Here is an 18,192-nt window from a genome sequence, read left to right on the forward strand (position 1 = left end):
CCAAATCACTCAAATATTCAATAACCATATTTAAGAAATAAGTACTAACTATTCGTAACGTTTTAGTTTGCTCGCTTCAAATCATCTAATTTGTTATCTTCTTTTTTCCATTCTGGTTTTTTATATTTGTTAATAATAAGAGCAATACCAATCATTACTATTGTGGCTCCTACTTGATATATAATATATCCCGTATATTGGCTCGGCTTTAAAATGGATGGCGGAATAATACTTACAACAATTGTAAATACAATACACGTTATCGACAAAATAGACATTGTCCACATTAATCCATTCCCTTTGCTGCCCAATCTGAATGGTCTTTCAACTTCTGGCATTTTATAACGTAACCGAATTGCTGAGATAGCAATTAATGCATATACTACACAATATAAAATAGTTGTTGTAATTGTCATAATTAAGAATGCACTGCTAACATCTGGCACTACTACATATAAGATTGCTACTAAAGAAATGACAATTGCTTGAATCAAGACAAATGTAATAGGAATATCTTTGCTCGTTCTTTTTTGGAAGAATTTAGGGAGGTTACCTTCTTCTGCAACTTTAATCATTGATTTACTTGGTCCAAGTACCCAAGCACTTAACTGTACTAAAACCCCAATTAAAATCATTAACGAAATGAGATTAACAACAATCAATGGAATACCTAGATCTTTACAAAAAATCAAATACGGTTGCGTAATATTAGCAAGCTCCATTTTTCCCTTTGGCACTGCATTTGAAACCGTTAAACCAGCAACGATATTAAAAATTGCTAATAAAATGACAGAAGTAATAACAGCAAGCGGATAGTTACGTTTTGGGTTTTCAATATTATTCGCATGTACTGATGAAATTTCTACTCCAGCGAAAATAAAGATGATTCCTGATAAATAAGTTAAACTTCCTAAATCTTTAAAATTAGGAATGATATCTCTTGGTTTAAAGCCACCTAAATAACTATTAGTTTGAATCCCGTTCTTAATCATATACATAACACCTAAAACTACAAGGATAACAAACGGAATATATACTCCAATAACCGCTCCCCAATTCCCTGCAATTTTAACCATATCAAATTTAAGATTTAATAATGTAACACTCCAGTATGAGATGAGAATAAGAACAAAAATAAAATAATTATTTGAAGATAGTTCAGGTTTATTAATAACATACCCTAAAAGAACACCGACAGTTGATGAAACCATAACCATCCCAAAAAACATTTGAACCCATAATAACCAGGAAGTAACAAATCCCCATCTTTCACCTAAAGCGTTTTTCACCCAGACCTGTGGCCCGCCTTCTTCAGGGAATCCTGTTGAAAGTTCGGCTGACATTAATGCAATTGGTAAGGCAAATGCGAACGCAGCTATCAACATATAGAAAATTTGGGTCCAACCAGTAATGGCAAGAGTCGGCACACTACGCACCGTCCCAAAAAAAGCCATCGTAATACCAATCAATCCAAAAAGTGTTAATTGTTTCGTCTTGGTCATAAATATAGCCTTCTTTCTCATATTCAATTTGAATTGAATATATTATTAAAAATAAATACAATGAATAAGCAAAGTTTTTAACACCTATTAAAAACTCTATAAAAGGTATAGAACATGCTTTTTTTAAGTTGCCATGCCACTTAAAATTTATGTTAAGTAAATATTGGGTAAGTTTTGATTTTCTTTACATTCTTAAGAGATGATTCTATTGCAAAAAAATTATTCTGAATTCATTAAACCAAAAGTTTCAAAATATCCTATAAACACTACAATAAGGAGGCTTCTAGCTCAAACATTCACAACACAAATGCTAGCTATGGTATAGAATTCGCAACTGATACAGACGTACATACTGTGAGAACGCAACATGCTAAATCTGCAGCTGAAAAACTAAATCCTTTTGGCACAAATCAATAATAAAAAAACACTTCTCTTAAAACGAGAAGTGTTTTCTTATTATCAACTACGTTGTTACTTTTTAATAACCGAATAACAAATTTGCGTCACATAATCCTCTACTGGGCAATCGCATTCAGGACCCTTTAAATAGACTTCACATGGTGGAGCAACTATCAGATATCCATTATTCTTAATCCATTCTTCTAATGCCATATAACCGTAACCTATATCGTCATAACTCCCATGATGCAAGGTAGTAACAATTTGATGCTGAGCTAGCTTTTTTATCTCCCAATCCCGTGATACATTTCCAGTGTTCTCATAAATAATTGGAATTCTTAATTCAATATCACTGTGGTTCGGAATATACTCTTCATCATAGAAGATGGCGGATGGAGAACCTACTATTTGAAAATTATTCACTTGTACTTTTTCATATAAGGCATCAAAATGTTCATCTATATCATTAATATTGATTTGTAATCTTTCCGTTATGACAGTTATTTCACTTCTCATTCCAATTAATATATCATAGTGTCTACGTTGGATTGAAATGAAATCTATGTTCCTATTTATCATTTCACTCATTTCGGAAATAACCTGTAAATGTTGTCTTACTTCATGAGACAACTCCATAATTTGCGATTTCATATGTTTGATAAGTGAATTGGGGTCTGATGACTGAAGAATTATTTTGATTTTCGAGAGAGGAAATCTATACTCTCTTAGTTTCTTGATTTGTAATGCCACTTCTAGTTGACCCTGTTCATAATATCTATATCCATTTATAGGATTAACATATGCTGGTTTCAGTATTTCCTCTTGATCGTAATGTCTCAACATCCGAGTACTCATTTTACAAATTCGAGAAAATTCAGTAATTGTATACATTTAAATACTCCTTGAATAACTTTACTTACTACGTCTTTTATAATCTCATATACTAACCTTTCACCCTCATAATAAGCATGAACGTGAAAGGTATAATATTATTTTACAGGGAGTTTGCAAACAGACATCACTTCCAATTAAAAAAATTCAAAATAGAAAATTCATCCTCCCGATTTTTCATTCTTTTAAATTTTTGAGGTAACAAATGAATGGGACAATACCAGGTTAAGCAATTAATTGCGCCTCCCATCGTCGATATATCTCCTACATGAACTGGAATCGCATGTTTATCAGTATGTTTTTGGATGTATTGTAAGACTTCCTGATCTTTAGATAATCCAAACCTAGGAACATAGAGAGTATCTCTTGTTTCTAACATGTTTATATATAAACCTTTGGCTGATGCTATCTCGTGATCATATTGTCCTTTCTCTGTATAGGAAGAAGGAACAACTACAAATTCAGCTTCTGGCATCTGTTCTTGAATAATTTCTTGAATGCTATGCCTAAATTCATAATCTCCTAGAAAGTCACTGATAAACATTGTATGTTCATCAATAAACTTAACCATACCGTCTGCATGTGCAAGCACATCTCCTGGTTCAGAAGGAATGATAATAACTCGACTGACATCTAAATCCCATTCCAGTTGCTCTATAATTTCTTTTTCTGTCCAATCATAATTATCGTCAAATATGCGATCCGTTAGTATAATTGTATCTTTTTTATTCCAAATGAGATTACCGCCATCTAATATCAATGGGGAAGTAATATATTCAAAGTCATTTTTCTTCAGCCATTTATTGAATTGTTGATTTAAATATCGACTTTGACTTTCAGGTAAGTAATCTGGTTGGTATTTAAATTTAACGAGGTGATTTGTTACAACTGGTGCAACGTCTCTCAACCAAATGTCATCATACTCAAAAAAGTTTGTATCAAAGTTTTGTTCTTCCACAGTTAAAGATATAAGTTGATCGGTAAATGCTTTATTTTCATTTAGGTTCTCATTAAAATAAATAAGATCTTCATAAAATGGTCGATAATATTGATTCGATTTATTTGGTATTGCAGTAAAAATAATTCCATTTTGTATTTGATTCATATTGTTTACCTCACTATTTTAAGGGTTATTGAGTAACTGATTGAAACAAATCATTATCAAGATAAAGTGAAACTTTAATCAGTGAGGGGCTTCATCCCTCACTAATTATTAGCCCTCACCAATCGGACTTTTACGAACCGCTCGATCCCCACCTAATTTCTTTGCTTTTGCCGAATTTTGAGATGGGGTTCTTACTGCGCGCAAATAGCTGGATACATACAACTATTCCTCAATTCAATTCTCTTATGATTATATATTTTAGAAACGTGCACATTTCATGAATGGATTATAGCACGGAGAAATATTATATATTTATATAAAAAATATAAAGCCGTGGTTAAGCGAAAAATTCGCTCTTGACAAGATTTAAAAACCAAGCCGTCATCCGTATATTTACATTCTTTAACAAAAATATTTTCCTCCTTTTCGATATATAATGTTTTCTATGTTTTTTCTATCAAAAAATAAAGATTATATACTTCTTGTTATAGGAAATAAATACTTAACTTACAAAAAATATAACAGGATAGGTCAAGATAACATGTTATCTTGACCTATCCTGTGGATAAACAAGTTCTCATAAAAAATAGACAAATTCACAAAATAAAATATCAATTTATTACTTCAAATTAATTGGTTGCTGCTGGGTAACACAATGTATCATACCGCCATTTTTATAAAGCTCCCTTACATCAATACCTACCACCTTACGATCAGGGTATAGTTCTTGAATGATATCATTTGCTATTTTGTCATTAGGATCATTATAGTTAGGCACCAACACGACTTTATTCCCTATATAATAATTCACATATGAGCCTTTATAACCAAGTTTCTTCCCATTTTCTAAAGTAACCTTATTTTTACTTAACGGTAAATAGACATACTTATAAGTCTTACCTGAAGCATTTTTTGCATGCATTAATGTGTTAATATCTTTGTCTGATAACCCCCATTCAGCCAAGTCATCTTCTGCCAGCGTTATAAGGGTAGATTTATCGTGAAATTTTGCAAATCCATCAATATGAAAATCAGTAATTTCTAAGTTAGGTACTCCGTCTAACCAAATAAAATTTGTTACCCCAAGATCACTAATATATTTTTCAATTTCAGATTCTGATAAATCAGGATTTCTGTTTTTATTTGTAACAGCACTTCTCGTTAATAAAGAGGTACCATTACCATCTAATTCAATTGCCCCGCCTTCAAGTACAAACCTATGCCAATCAATTCTTTCAACCCCTAACTGTTTACTGAGGTTTTCACGAAGAAGAGCATCCTTCGCAAAAGGAGTCTTCTTCCCCCATCCGTTAAATCCTGGATCTAATATCTTTAGATTTTTATCATGGTCATAAACAAAAATCGGTCCGCTATCTCTAGCCCATACATCGTCAGTAGGTGAGATAAAGAAATCTATTTTTTCCATGTTCATCCCTTGATCAGTTAAAAGCTTATTAATTCTGTCCTTTTCTTCTTGATCATACGCAACAATGTGAACTTTTTCGCCTTCGCTTAAAGCATTTGCCATTTTGATCCAAATCAGCTCTACTTCTCTCTGGTAATCTGGTCCATATGTGTATTCATGTGGCCATTGTAGCCATGTCCCTTCATGTTTGCTTTTTTCATCCGGCATTGTATATTTTCCCACTTTTTCTTGTGTATCTACCTTCTCAATACCTTTACCCTGAACTTTCTCATTATCTTTACCTTGACCACAACCACTGATAATTGATGTAGATAGTACAGCCATCAAACAAAAATTTGCTATTTTTTTCATTTCTAAACCTCCTGTTCTTTCCTACAATAATATAAAGCTTCACATAGTGTGAAGCTCAAGCTTTTTTTTCGGTGCTAATTTAATTGCTAAAATAAATGCAAAAGAGGTGCTAATTGCACCTCTTTTTAAATGGTTATATTGTAAACAATTATATAGCAAAGCAAGAACATAAAAAAGTCGATTCCTTAGCGTACAGAAAATTGTCTTTTTGTGTAGCATGAGGTAGTTATTTTTATCTAAAAGACTAATAATGGAAGTAAAATACAGCTTATGACCCATTTTTACACGTATCTCGGCTGAACCACAAATAACTTTTCACTTTCGGTTTACTGGGAACAGCTTGTTATGGGCGGATCTTCTCCAGCTCTAGGAGGAACTTGTTCATTTTGAGACATCGGTAAATGAATTGTAACAGATGTTCCCACACCAACTTCACTCATAATGCTAATTCTACCTTGATGTCTTTCGATAATTTTATAACTTAGCATTAATCCAATTCCTGTTCCTTTTTCTTTCGTACTATAGAAAGGTTCTCCTAGTCTTCTAATTCTTTCTTCTGGAATTCCAACACCTTCATCAATTAAATCGATTATGACTTCATCATTCCCTATCTTTTTAATATGAATCAAAATATTACCGCCCTTTGGCATCGCTTCAATTGAATTTTGCAAAATATTAATAAATACTTGTTTTAGTTGGTTTTCACAACATTCAATGATTAATTCTTTTGAATCTGCGACTAAATCGATTTGGATATTTGTCATAATTGCTTTCGTATTAATTAATGAAACGACATTTTTAAATATCAAATAGAGATTTTTCTTTTCAGCAGGAATAACCTCCGTTTTAGCGATTGATAAAAATTCATGAAGAATGGATTCAATTCTTTCAATTTCTGAAAGCATAAGATCAAAATATTTCTCCTGGTCTTCTTGATTAATTTGAAACAATTGAATAAATCCCTTAATTACCGTTAACGGATTTCTAACTTCATGTGCTACCCCAGCAGCTAATTGCCCGATTGCAGCAAGTGTATCTGATTTATTTAGTAATTCTTCTGTCCTTTTTCGTTCCGTAATATCACGAACAATGATCATAACTTTATCTTTCAATAATGGAAAACATCTAGCTTCAAAGAAACTAATACTCCCTTTAAGTGTGAGGTGATATTCAACAATAACAGTTGATTCTTTTTGTTGTACTTGATAAATAGCTTCACGAAACTGCTGCGCTACAGGTGAAGGCAGTACTTCATAAAACTTTTTCCCCATAAAAGATTCTACAGGTACATAAAACTTTTCAGGAGATCCAGCTTTATAATCTATTATCGTTCCATCAGCTTCTGTTAAAAAACATAGATCAGGTAACGCTTTAAAAATAAGTTCTAATTCGGATGTTTGTTGTTTTAGTTGTTCTTCTATCTCTTTTAAATGCGTAATATCAACTCCAACAGCCCAATAACTAAATCCAGATACAGGAAACTGTTCTGATATGTTTGACCACATAATCGTTTTCGTTTCACCATTTTTGCATGTTAAATTCATTTCCCAGTCCCGAAAATTTCTTCCGCAAACCGAAAATTCTTGCTCCTTTTGACGGCGATAATTTACATCTGGATATAATAAATCAAGCGCCCTGGGATTTCCAATAATTTCTTCCGCTGTGTAACCTGTTACAAGTTCACACTCACGATTCCATAAAATAAATTCACCATTGTAATCAAGAGCATCTACCATAACAGGCATATTTTGCAAGATTGTATATAACTGTTCTTTTTTTTGAGAGAACAAATGCATATTTTTGTTTTGATTTTGAAGTTTATCCATTGCACGATTCACAATGAGATTTGAAAGCATTTCGAAGTATTTTTGACAATTGAAGATGTCATCTTTTATGGAACAAGCAACAAATGAGCCTAGATGTTGTTCATTTGCGAAGATTGGAATTTCAATCTTTGTAAGTTTACTATTTATTTCTTGATCCATACCGAATGAAAAAATACATTCTCTTTCAGCATCAAGAAGTTGATGTGAGATATTTGTTAACTTATAAAATTGTTCTGCCATGGTTTCTATTGTGTTCACATCAATGAGTTCCATTAGCCGAGCATTCATTCTTGTTTCACCTCTATATGTAAATTTAATACCAATTTTTAATTTATGCTTCTCCATTATACGAATTATGTCCTCACAGGTATATAGTGGAAAACGTGATTATTCAAATAAATTTTTATTTTTCAATAAAAGTTCATTCGAAATCATACATAATCTCCCAAAGATAAATTCACAAAATATTCATAATCAAAAGAAAAAACATACACATTTATTCTAATATATTCTATATAATCATTGTAATAAGGATCCTATGAATCTCATAGAATACCTTAACCCCTAATAAAAAAGTAAAAAAGAATCCGTTTTGGATTCTTTTTTACTTTTTATACCATTACATGATGATACAAGGCATGTGCAACACCATGTTCTTCATTCGTTAACGTCTCATAGTGGCACATTTGCTTTATTTCATCTACTGCATTCCCCATCGCAATAGATAGATGAGCTTTTTGCATCATTGAAACATCATTTAGTCCATCACCAATTGCTACTGTGTTTTCAAATGGAATATTAAGATGTTTTGCTAAAGTATACAATCCATTTCCTTTTTGAGCATCACGATGGTTAATCTCTAGGTTATGCCAATAAGAAGATGTAATCGCTAAATCTGTATTCGATTGAAATTTTTCTTTTAATCTTTTTAATTTCTCTATATCATAAGAAAACGGTAAAAGTTTATGGACATATAAATCGTTTTCTAAAATTGGTTTGCAACTTTCTGTAATATGAAAGGCCGTATGTTCAAGATACAATGCAGCAATACTTTCTATCTCTTGTAGGTCAAGATCTGTACCTAATTTCTTTATCGTTTCGATTTCACTACGCACACTTTCTTCTCCATACTGCGGAACATATACACCTTTATCTGTGTATAGTTGATAATACATACGATTTTCTTCAAGGTACTCAACGATCTCAAATGCTTGGGCATTTTGAATAGGATATCTTTTCATCATTTTTTGATCTTTATAAATAATCGCACCATTTTCTGCGATGACTGGACATTGTAAATCTACTTCTACTAAAAATCTTTCAATATCAACTATAGAACGTCCTGTACAAATCGCCACAACATGTCCCTCTTCTTTACATTTTCGAATGGCTTGTGCATTTTCTTTACTAATCATTTTATTTCCTGAAAGAAGCGTTCCGTCTAAATCAATTGCAATAAGTTTCATTCTTTCTTCACCACTTTCTATAAATAAACGAGATGATACGAAGAACTGGTATCGTTTTCACATTTAACTCGCTAAATACTTCTTAGTTATAATGTATGAAAAGCGTTTCAGGTCAAGAAATATTTTAAAAGAAAATGCTATAAAAAACATAAATACTAACAAGAAAAGTAAAAAAAATGTATGAAAATGATATCTATTATCAATAATATAATTAATAAAAGGGCAACTGCCGTTCAGTTACCCTTTTTTCATTTAAACTTCTGGTGCGAAAGTTTTACAATCTGTTTCTTCTGTTGTAGATGCGTGCTTTCCTTTATGACTTACTACATAAATTGCATCTGCATTACATTTATTTCCGTTACCCCAAAACTTACAGTTGTTTACTTCACATAAAACATCTTGTGCCATAAGTATCACACCTCCTTATTCTTTTATCATTAACCATTTCTGGAGGCATGATACCATTTCATAATTTATTTTTCATTTCACATTTGAATCAAGATTCATGCTGGACCGCACTACCGTCAGTGTTTATTTTATTTTCAGTTGTTGCTACAGGTTTCAAATTATATATTGGCAAAATGACTAATAAACCAACTATAAATAGTAATGCAGTACTTTCATACATCGTACTAAGTGAAAATATTTCTTTTAGTGAACCTGCTATACTCATCGTTAATACCATTGAACCTGTAAATAATGGACTTAAAATCCCGTTAACACGTCCAATAAAGTCTGTATCAGAATTTTGAATAATAAGCGTATTAATTCCAATTTGAATACATGGAAAAGCTAAACCACTAAAAAGTTGCGCTGCAAGCGTAACCCATAAATTTGTAGAAAAACCAATAATCCCAATGCCAACAGCCTGCCCAAACATCCCTAGAATTAACATTTTTTGCGGAGCGACATTCTTCGCGAATATCATTGCTAAAGCCCCGCCAACAATCATACCGGCACCATTTACGATCACTATCCATTGTAAGCTTTCCTTCGGTAAACCGAGCTGTTCTGTTACGATAAAAATTCCTAATGGCTGAATAAGACCAATACCTAATCCTGCTGCCATAAAACAAATTCCAAGTAATGTTAATGCTTTCTTTGCTTTCACATACTTAATTCCATCTGCCATTTCTTTTAGTAAACTAACTTGTTTCTTCTCCCCCTGATCCTCAATATCTTTTGGTAGAAATAGCAATACAATGGCTGCAAGTAAAAACGCAATCCCTGTCGCTACAATTGAGATGTAAATCCCAAATCTCTGAAATACAAACGTACCTAGTATAGGTCCTAACACCATAAATATCGCGAAAATGGTTTGATATAAGGACATTGCTAATTGAATTTTTTCTGTTGATAAATGTTGCTTAAACAATTTCATCCCTGAAGGCTGTGAGAACTGTGAAAGAATGGCTGAAATTAACGTAACAAAGAAAACAACTTTCCACGTACCAAACATAAGCGTAAAGAGTACTGCAAATACAGATAAAGAACTTAAAGCCTCGCACCAGATCATCGTCCTTTTTGGTTTCCACCTATCTGCAAAAGTTCCGCCAATAAAAGAAAAAATAAATATTGGTGCAAACTCAGCAACTGAAATCATCGAAATCGCAAACGCATCCCCATTTGTCATTTCCATTACATAAAGCAATACCGCAAAATTCCGAACCCATATCCCTACCTGTAAACATAATGCTGAAACAAGAATACCTTGCACAAATCGATTTTTTAATACTTGTGACATACCGCTTTTTTGTTTTATTTCTACATTTGTTGACATAAAAAAACCTCCTATTCTACATTCTGAACAAGAGGCAGCACAAATCATATGAAAAAGACTGTATATTCGCAGTGCGAAACACATCCCTTTTATACAAAAATGTACATACTAATCCTATTCAGAAGAAGATTTCGTTTTTTTAACGAAGATTTCTTGAAAAATAGAATTAGTTGATCATTGGGATGTTTTCACCCTTCCGTTTCAATTTTAAATGACACATACATACTCTATGTGAACGAAATACAATGTATGCATGTCTCAAAATATCTATTCTAGAAAGTTAACGGCAATTCCTCTAAGGAACGCATTAAATAATTGCCCTGCCATTTAATCTCATCTCTCTCTCCTTTTATTTGTAATGCAGGTATACGTTTTAATAACGTCGAAATTGCAATTCTTGCCTCTAAGCGAGCAAGTGGAGCTCCCAAACAAAAATGACTTCCATGTCCAAAGGCAATGTGCCGATTATTTTCCCTAGTAATATCAAATACTTCTGGATTCATAAAGACCTTTTCATCACGGTTTGCTGAAGCTAATGAAATGATTACCATATCCCCTTTTCGAATCTCTTGACCTTGGATTGTAAAAGGTTCAGCTGTCCAGCGTGCAGTTGTAATTTCAACTGGAGAGTAATAGCGTAATCCTTCTTCAATCGCTGAGTCAATGAGTTCTGGTTTTTCTTTTAATAACTGTAATTGATCCGGGTTCTCTAATAATGCAAGTACTGTATTAGTAATTAGATTCACAGTGGTTTCATGCCCAGCTACAATGAGTAACATAATCATCGAATAAAGCTCTGGTGCACTTAATCTACTTCCTTCACTTTCAGCCTGAATTAATCCACTAACTAAGTCTTCTTTTGGTTCTTTTCTTTTCACATCAACTAAATACTGTAGGTATGTAATAAATTCAGAGAGCTTTTCTTCGTTTTCTTTTATTTCTTCGGGTGTTTCAGGTGAAGCAATTACCGCATGAGACCATATTCTAAATTTCTCTTGGTCCTCTTTTGGAATACCAAGCATTTCGCTAATTACATTGATTGGTAATGGAAACGCATAGTCATTAACAAGATTCAGGGAATGCTTATGTTCTACACGGTCTAATAAATTATCCGCAATATGCTGAATACGTCCACCTAATTGTGAAATCATTTTAGGAGTAAACGCTTTTTGGATAAGTGATCGCAAACGACTATGATCAGGCGGATCTGAATTAAGCATATGTTTCGTTAAATGATCACCATTTTCAAGAGAAAGAAATGGCTTTAATCCTTCTTGAGAAAATACATTTTCCGGATTTTTCTTCAAGCGAGAATCTTTTAAAAGTGGCAATGCATCTTCATATCTTGTAATGAGCCACTCTGTCCATAGCTCACCCTTATATACGAACAAAATAGGTTGTAGTTCCCGTGATTCTTTATAAATCTCATAAGCATCTTCTTTAAACTCCGCAGAGGCTAAATGAATACCATCTTCAATGTTTCGACCCACCTTGTTTTTTAAAGACATTGCACTCCCTCACTTTCATTTTTGTGGAAATCACTTCAACATATGAATTATAACTCACAAAAAGCATGAATATTATGATTTTTTTGTCAAAATCTTACTTTGAAACTTGAAAAATATAAAAAAATCAAAGAGAAGAATATTCTCCTCTTTGATTCTCTCTAAGCAAAGCACATAAAATTACTGATTTGTTGGTATCGATAACTGACTTTCCGGCGACGGCCAGCTTGCCATGTGTAGCCTGATACCCCGCTTCTTCTCACTTCTGTTGGAAAAAACCATAAATCTCTTCCAAAAGGACCTGGTCGATGTAGACGCAAATACCCCCATCTCCCTAAACAATTACACATCAATGATTTCATATTCCCTATTTGTGCAGGTGCAGCGAATGCTGACGGTAATGATGGTGCCTGTGATGGAGGTGGTGATGTCGGCGCATCTTCCGCATCATCAGGTCTATACTCTTCATGATCAGGCTCTCTCGGTTCCATCGCTTCTTCATAATATCCTTGGTTTTGTGGATTATAATACATCGTTTGATCATACCTTATACCTGAATAATTCGGTTGGTTATACATATGAAAAATCACCTTCTTCTTATTTGTCACTTTAAAACATTCATATGTAATACTTCACCTAGAGGAAGCTTATGCATCGCCCAAATTTGTCTTTCTGAATTCCATTTATATAGCAAGTTCATTTTACTAACTATAAAAAATAAAGCTCTATTTTTGAAAAGTCTCCTTCAAAAATAAGAACTTTATTTAGAACGCTACTGTTATCTATTTAACATAACACTGTAATAGCGCATTGCTTTTAATGATCCTTTCACCTCAAATGTCCCTTTCTTGATTAAAGCCTGTAAGCGATATTCAAGAAAAACATCTCCCACTACTTGCTCTATATGTCCAAGTGCTTCTCCAATTACCAGCGCTGCTTTATGGAAAGCTTTATCTGCTCCTATTCTTTTCGCACACTCAACAATAAAATCATCAAAATAATCTTCTTGTACAGCATGCACTGCACTATCTTTCCAGATTCGTAATAACTCTGTACTAGTAGATAGAACTTCCCATTCTTTTTCAAGTGCTGTTCGAGTCTCTTCAGCTAAAAATGACTTTTCTCCATATTTCTTAAGAATAATTGCTAAATTCTCTGATGATAGTTCTCCCGTTCCACGTATGCCGTACTCTGTTTGTAATAGTTTTCTATGAGCCTCTGAAGTATTGATGATTCTAATATTTTTCTTATTCTTCAACTCGGCAAGCACAAAACAAAGTCCTACATGCTCATGAGCATTATCCGCTTTCCAAATTGTAATTGGTGTATCGTTTGAAATGGACTGTATTTCTTCTAATGAATGAATCAAACTCGGTAAGTATTCTTCTTCAAAATAGAAATCATATGAATTTAAGTTGTTGGATAACCATTGCTGGCGAGCAACCTGACCTGACTTTAAACCCAATTGATGAATGGGACCGACAGAAAATGCGTCAGAGAATGAAATGACATAGTCTTGATTAAAACCTTCTTCTTTCAGCATGTGTTTTAAACAACCTGCTGGTGAATCACCGAATGCAATATGTATATGCTTACTATCTAAAATGTTTAATTTAGGTTTTTTAGATTCAATTAATTGCTTTGGTATTTCCGCCAACATTTTGATCGTTTCTTCATCTTTATCTTTTTCTATCAATTCAAGTTGGAGTAGAATGAGGTGAAGTAAAGATGTCACTTCTTCCTCCGGCATGCTATCAATGACTTGACTTAACTTATCTTTCATGTATTTCCCTCTATTCACAAAATAATATAATGTATAGTGTAGCATAGATTTAGATTACTTTTATTAACTTTTATTTAATAATTGCCAGAAGAAATGAAACAGATAAAAAAGCACAAAGCGGGATAAATAACATCGTATCCATTTTGGCGAAATACGTATCTTTTTTTCTCTTGAAAATACCGAAATAGTTAAACTCACCAATTACCCTTATCGCAAACACAAACATACAAATCCAAGAACCGACTTGAACGAAAACATACGGAATGGATAAAACAAGGATATTAGCCTGTAATAATAAAAGTACTGCCGCCATACTTAACAAAAGAGCAACCAATAACGTTCCCCCAGTACTGGGTGTAAAAGCCTTTTTACCAGATTCAGTTGGGATCACAGCATGTGTTCCCCATCTTCCTCCGAATGCCCAGTAGACGTGTAATAAGCTAATGCAAAATAAGAGACATGCTGAGATGCTGATGATAATGAGCATTGTTAACACCTCCGTCAATTCATAATGATTCTTAAGAATACTCTCCAAATAAAAATTTATTTATTTGGCAAAAATTGTTGATTAAGAGCATCTCTCATCATTTCAACTGGTTGTTTTGATAACTTCAGCATATATAGTTGATTAAGATTTTGATTCATCTCCGCTAAATCTATAAATTCATGCCCTTTTTCTACTAATTCATAATAAAAGTAATGATCTACAGTAAAAATGGACTCATTTATTTGTGAAATAATACTACGATTATTCGTTGCTGCATATTGTACAATTGAATCATGATTTAAGTATCGTTCAATTATTTCAGGATCAACGCCGTCTAATAATAAATTTGTTATTAAATTCTTCTTAAATACAAGATCTAAGTTTTGCAAGTCTTTCTTTAATACCCCATAAATAACAAAGTGATATCTTGTAGCGTTATTCATAATCATTACACATTTTTTTCGTCCAATTTTAAAAAGATTTGCATGCCAACAATATAGTGGATTGAAATCAGCAGCATCTACTTTTTGAACTTTTATTTTCATTTCATCGGCTAATTTTTTTGTACATTGGATAAGTTGCATATTATTTTCCCTTTCTACGTTAACAATTCTATTTTCAGTCATATGTATTTCTTACACGAAAAATTATTCATTAAGAAAAATCCATCCATCTTCTATAATGTTCTTTTTCCATGTCTTGTTCGGTAAACATATTTAATTCTTTTTTAGCTTGAAAAATAAGAAATTCGTCATTAATTGAAACATGGACCATATTTTTTGATTCTTCTTATGAAAATCATGAATAAGTTCTGTTAGTTCATAATACGGTAACTTTCCTTCTTTCCATTCTAAGAAGTTTAGTGAAAGTTTTTCAAGTTCATCTTCTGTTAATTTTTTATGATATAGATTCACAATTTCCAAATCTCTCTTTCGCTCTGCTTTTGATTTTTTCATGGTATTCGCTCTCCTACTAATGTACAACAAGCAGTCATCTTTTTTATATCTCGATGACTGCTTGTTATGATTATATTTACTTATTCCACGCCTAAAGCCTTAAACACAGCATCCTCAGCACTCTGATAAAATGCAATTTAAAACTTAGCAAATAATTCCAGTGGAACGGTTGGAATATCAACAGCGACTGTCATTGGAAGAAGAATTTTCTTAGCGCCTGAATCAAAACAAACTTGTAGTACATTTGCTAATTCTTCTATCTTATTCATCGTACCACTTATACTAATAGATCCTAACACAACCATTTGACTTTGCACAGGTTTATTTAAAGCACCAGAACATAATGCAATAAATGCTACAAGTGACAACTCACTAGTCAAGCCGACACCATGAATATCTTGAATGTGTATTAAATAGTCTTTTGTCGTTGTACTGATTGTTCCACTAATATTCTTATTGTTTGCTTTAAAGAATCTAAAAGCTGTATCAATACTTTCTTTTGCATCGCGGTCCGAATTTAATCCTGTTTTTTCAAATTTACCATTCCCACTTACAACTTCTGTTTCTAGTTTATAAGTACCAATCATTCCTGTTTTACCGCGAGCAACCGTATAAATATGAGATTTCCCCGTTCCTCTTGGCCCAAGTTCACACAAGTTATAATTATTTTCTACAAGCGGTACCATACGTTCAAGTAAATGCCACTTTACTGTATCCTCTAACTGTGTTGGCTCCGTACCTGTAGAACGAATTAATACATCAATTCATTCTTCTCAATTATTTCCTTATAAAATCTCTCACAAATTAAAATATTCATATATTAATTATTATACAGTAAAAAACCCGCAATACCCCATCCATTGTATGAGGTGCATTGCGGGTTAAGATGTTTGTATAGGGATTGTCCCTATGCGTTATAACGATTTCTTCTGCGTTCCATTCTTGTTTGGCCTTGTGTTGTTTCTGTTTTCTGATGTGAGTGCTCTGTAGGCATTGTATGATACGTTGGAGCTCTTTCTTCACGATTTGGTTCATACGTACGTATTTCTTTTGATTTAGCAGATTTCCCGCCGAATTTTAACATCTTAACTTTCAATCTTGGCAAACTCGGAATACGAATCTTAAATGTAGGTTTGATTCGTTTCTTTTTTTGTTTGAATAGATTTGTTGTTCCTTGTTTCTCATTACTATTGTTACGATTTAGTGCGTTTGCAAGCAATCCACCAAGTATAAAGCCTACTACTAGCATAAGTAGATACAATCGTTCTGCAGTCAGTAAGTTCATGATACGCCCAAGAACCGCTAATGATTGGATTTGTTTTATATCCCATAGTAAGGCTCCCCATAATGCAAGTAAACCTAAAGTAATTGCATATGTACGGAATCGGAATATAAATGGAATCAAAGCAATACATGCTGCAATTTTTGCATTTGCTAGTAACGAGCTAGTTGTTACGTATTGATTCCAAATTGCCATAAGGAGTGTGATAAATGCCGCATAAGCTAACCAACTACATATTCGTGAATGCATTCGTTTTGCATAGTAACTTCCGAAACTAGTGAAAAATAATAATCCCCCGATAAACAATGACAATTCTAAAGGGATTTGCTTCATAAAGCCTGCAATCGGAAACAAGCAGCTGAGCAGCATTAACAGTACATCAAGTTTCTTCACAATTTCTCATCCCTTTCAACTTTTTTCTGGTTTCTATATCGTAAAGCAAATGTTGTTATTTTTCTAGCATTCCTCACTTCTAAATAATCACAATACAAAGGCATGTTTCATAGCTGAATACTACTTTTCCTAAAAGACATCTTAATCCTGCTTACATCAAAAGTAAATAAAAAAATAAAGCTATAATTGACAATCGATAACTACATTTGTATACAGAAATGACAAATCCCGCTATTTATGGATTAGCGGGATTTTCAAATTATCTTAAAGAATGATACCTCTTTTTATTCATATCTGATTATAACTATTCCGACTTATAGAGTTACATCTTCTGCTTTTTCGTTCACTGGCCACTTTTCTAATGTATAAGCCATTTCCCAAAACGAGTATTCATATTGACTACTAATGACAAAGTGTTGTTTCATACGCTTACGATCGGCTTCTGTTACTGTCTCAGCAATCGCATCTAATCGTGCGATTTGTTCTTCTACTAAAGTACGGAACCAATCAGATCCATATGCTGCAATCCATTCTTGATAAATCGGTTCTTCAGGCTGACATTCTTTCAAGCGTTCACCAATTTCATAATAAAGCCAATAACATGGTAAAATCGCTGCAATAATGTCTCCTAAATGCCCTTCATATGCAGCACGATACATATGTGATGTGTATGCATAAGCAGTTGGCGCTGGAATAAAAGAAGCCTTTTCTTCTTCAGTGATTCCTAATTTTTTTGCGAAATTCTCATGCAGCGATAATTCAGCTTGATATGTATTTTGTGCATGATGCGCCATACGAGCTGTTGTTTCCAATTCAATGGCTTTTGCTGCTCCTAACGTTTGTACTCTAGCAAAATGACTTAAATAATATGAATCCTGTAATACATAATAGCGGAAACTAGCTAAATCTAATGTTCCTTCCCCTAATTTTTTTACAAACGGATGCTGGAAACTTGCTTCCCAAATTGGATGAACTTCTTTACGTAATAGCTGTGAAAATGACATTTTAATCCCTCCGATGAATATGTATAAAATTTCTCA

18 protein-coding genes are annotated in these 18,192 nt (G+C 33.1%); 1 reads left to right on the plus strand and 17 read right to left on the minus strand.

Going from position 1 to position 18,192, the window contains the following annotated elements:
* Positions 1 to 62 precede the first annotated feature (62 nt).
* Positions 63 to 1,502: a tyrosine-tyramine antiporter gene (tyrP, locus tag ACIQ7L_RS00980; RefSeq protein WP_400565620.1), complete on the minus strand. Its 1,440-nt coding sequence runs from the start codon at positions 1,500 to 1,502 to the stop codon at positions 63 to 65.
* A 252-nt stretch (positions 1,503 to 1,754) separates the two neighbouring features.
* Between tyrP and ACIQ7L_RS00985 the strand changes: the two genes are divergently transcribed.
* Positions 1,755 to 1,919, plus strand: coding sequence for a gamma-type small acid-soluble spore protein (locus ACIQ7L_RS00985; RefSeq protein ID WP_400566316.1), 165 nt, complete (start codon positions 1,755 to 1,757; stop codon positions 1,917 to 1,919).
* A gap of 54 nt (positions 1,920 to 1,973) precedes the next feature.
* Here ACIQ7L_RS00985 and ACIQ7L_RS00990 read toward each other — a convergent pair whose 3' ends face one another.
* From ACIQ7L_RS00990 to tenA, 16 genes are all read right to left on the minus strand, one after another.
* Positions 1,974 to 2,792: a MerR family transcriptional regulator gene (locus tag ACIQ7L_RS00990; protein ID WP_400565622.1), complete on the minus strand. Its 819-nt coding sequence runs from the start codon at positions 2,790 to 2,792 to the stop codon at positions 1,974 to 1,976.
* A gap of 127 nt (positions 2,793 to 2,919) precedes the next feature.
* Positions 2,920 to 3,897 carry an agmatine deiminase family protein gene (locus ACIQ7L_RS00995; RefSeq protein ID WP_400565625.1) on the minus strand — a complete coding sequence of 326 codons (978 nt, stop codon included), beginning with the start codon at positions 3,895 to 3,897 and terminating at the stop codon, positions 2,920 to 2,922.
* A gap of 619 nt (positions 3,898 to 4,516) precedes the next feature.
* Positions 4,517 to 5,674, minus strand: coding sequence for an agmatine deiminase family protein (locus ACIQ7L_RS01000; protein WP_400565627.1), 1,158 nt, complete (start codon positions 5,672 to 5,674; stop codon positions 4,517 to 4,519).
* 326 nt (positions 5,675 to 6,000) lie between these two features.
* A complete protein-coding gene (locus ACIQ7L_RS01005) occupies positions 6,001 to 7,788 on the minus strand; it encodes an ATP-binding protein (RefSeq protein WP_400565630.1) in 1,788 nt (595 codons plus the stop codon).
* 323 nt (positions 7,789 to 8,111) lie between these two features.
* The gene (locus ACIQ7L_RS01010; protein ID WP_400565633.1) at positions 8,112 to 8,966 is read right to left on the minus strand and encodes an HAD family hydrolase; all 855 of its coding nucleotides are present in this window, start codon (positions 8,964 to 8,966) and stop codon (positions 8,112 to 8,114) included.
* Positions 8,967 to 9,218: 252 nt separating this feature from the next.
* Positions 9,219 to 9,374 carry a DUF1540 domain-containing protein gene (locus ACIQ7L_RS01015; RefSeq protein ID WP_400565636.1) on the minus strand — a complete coding sequence of 52 codons (156 nt, stop codon included), beginning with the start codon at positions 9,372 to 9,374 and terminating at the stop codon, positions 9,219 to 9,221.
* Between the two features lie 88 nt (positions 9,375 to 9,462).
* Entirely contained in the window at positions 9,463 to 10,746 is a 1,284-nt protein-coding gene (locus ACIQ7L_RS01020; protein WP_400565639.1) for an MFS transporter, read from the minus strand.
* Positions 10,747 to 11,018: 272 nt separating this feature from the next.
* The gene (locus ACIQ7L_RS01025) at positions 11,019 to 12,254 is read right to left on the minus strand and encodes a cytochrome P450 family protein (protein ID WP_400565642.1); all 1,236 of its coding nucleotides are present in this window, start codon (positions 12,252 to 12,254) and stop codon (positions 11,019 to 11,021) included.
* 158 nt (positions 12,255 to 12,412) lie between these two features.
* Positions 12,413 to 12,829 carry a hypothetical protein gene (locus tag ACIQ7L_RS01030; RefSeq protein WP_400565644.1) on the minus strand — a complete coding sequence of 139 codons (417 nt, stop codon included), beginning with the start codon at positions 12,827 to 12,829 and terminating at the stop codon, positions 12,413 to 12,415.
* 200 nt (positions 12,830 to 13,029) lie between these two features.
* A complete protein-coding gene (locus tag ACIQ7L_RS01035; protein ID WP_400565646.1) occupies positions 13,030 to 14,034 on the minus strand; it encodes a DUF1835 domain-containing protein in 1,005 nt (334 codons plus the stop codon).
* Between the two features lie 70 nt (positions 14,035 to 14,104).
* Complete coding sequence (locus ACIQ7L_RS01040) at positions 14,105 to 14,521, minus strand: DUF3995 domain-containing protein (protein ID WP_400565648.1); 417 nt, start codon at positions 14,519 to 14,521, stop codon at positions 14,105 to 14,107.
* Positions 14,522 to 14,577: 56 nt separating this feature from the next.
* Positions 14,578 to 15,105, minus strand: coding sequence for a DUF6933 domain-containing protein (locus ACIQ7L_RS01045; protein ID WP_400565651.1), 528 nt, complete (start codon positions 15,103 to 15,105; stop codon positions 14,578 to 14,580).
* Positions 15,106 to 15,237: 132 nt separating this feature from the next.
* Positions 15,238 to 15,477 (minus strand): hypothetical protein, encoded by a 240-nt coding sequence (locus ACIQ7L_RS01050; RefSeq protein WP_400565652.1) that lies wholly within the window; start codon positions 15,475 to 15,477, stop codon positions 15,238 to 15,240.
* 137 nt (positions 15,478 to 15,614) lie between these two features.
* Complete coding sequence (locus ACIQ7L_RS01055; protein ID WP_400566319.1) at positions 15,615 to 16,241, minus strand: BREX system Lon protease-like protein BrxL; 627 nt, start codon at positions 16,239 to 16,241, stop codon at positions 15,615 to 15,617.
* A 143-nt stretch (positions 16,242 to 16,384) separates the two neighbouring features.
* A complete protein-coding gene (locus ACIQ7L_RS01060) occupies positions 16,385 to 17,152 on the minus strand; it encodes a DUF3959 family protein (RefSeq protein WP_400565653.1) in 768 nt (255 codons plus the stop codon).
* A gap of 314 nt (positions 17,153 to 17,466) precedes the next feature.
* Positions 17,467 to 18,156, minus strand: a complete 690-nt coding sequence (gene tenA / locus ACIQ7L_RS01065) for a thiaminase II (protein ID WP_400565655.1) — start codon at positions 18,154 to 18,156, stop codon at positions 17,467 to 17,469.
* Positions 18,157 to 18,192: the final 36 nt, after the last annotated feature.

Source organism: Bacillus sp. NPDC094106, assembly GCF_044764345.1.
Classification (GTDB): domain Bacteria; phylum Bacillota; class Bacilli; order Bacillales; family Bacillaceae_G; genus Bacillus_A.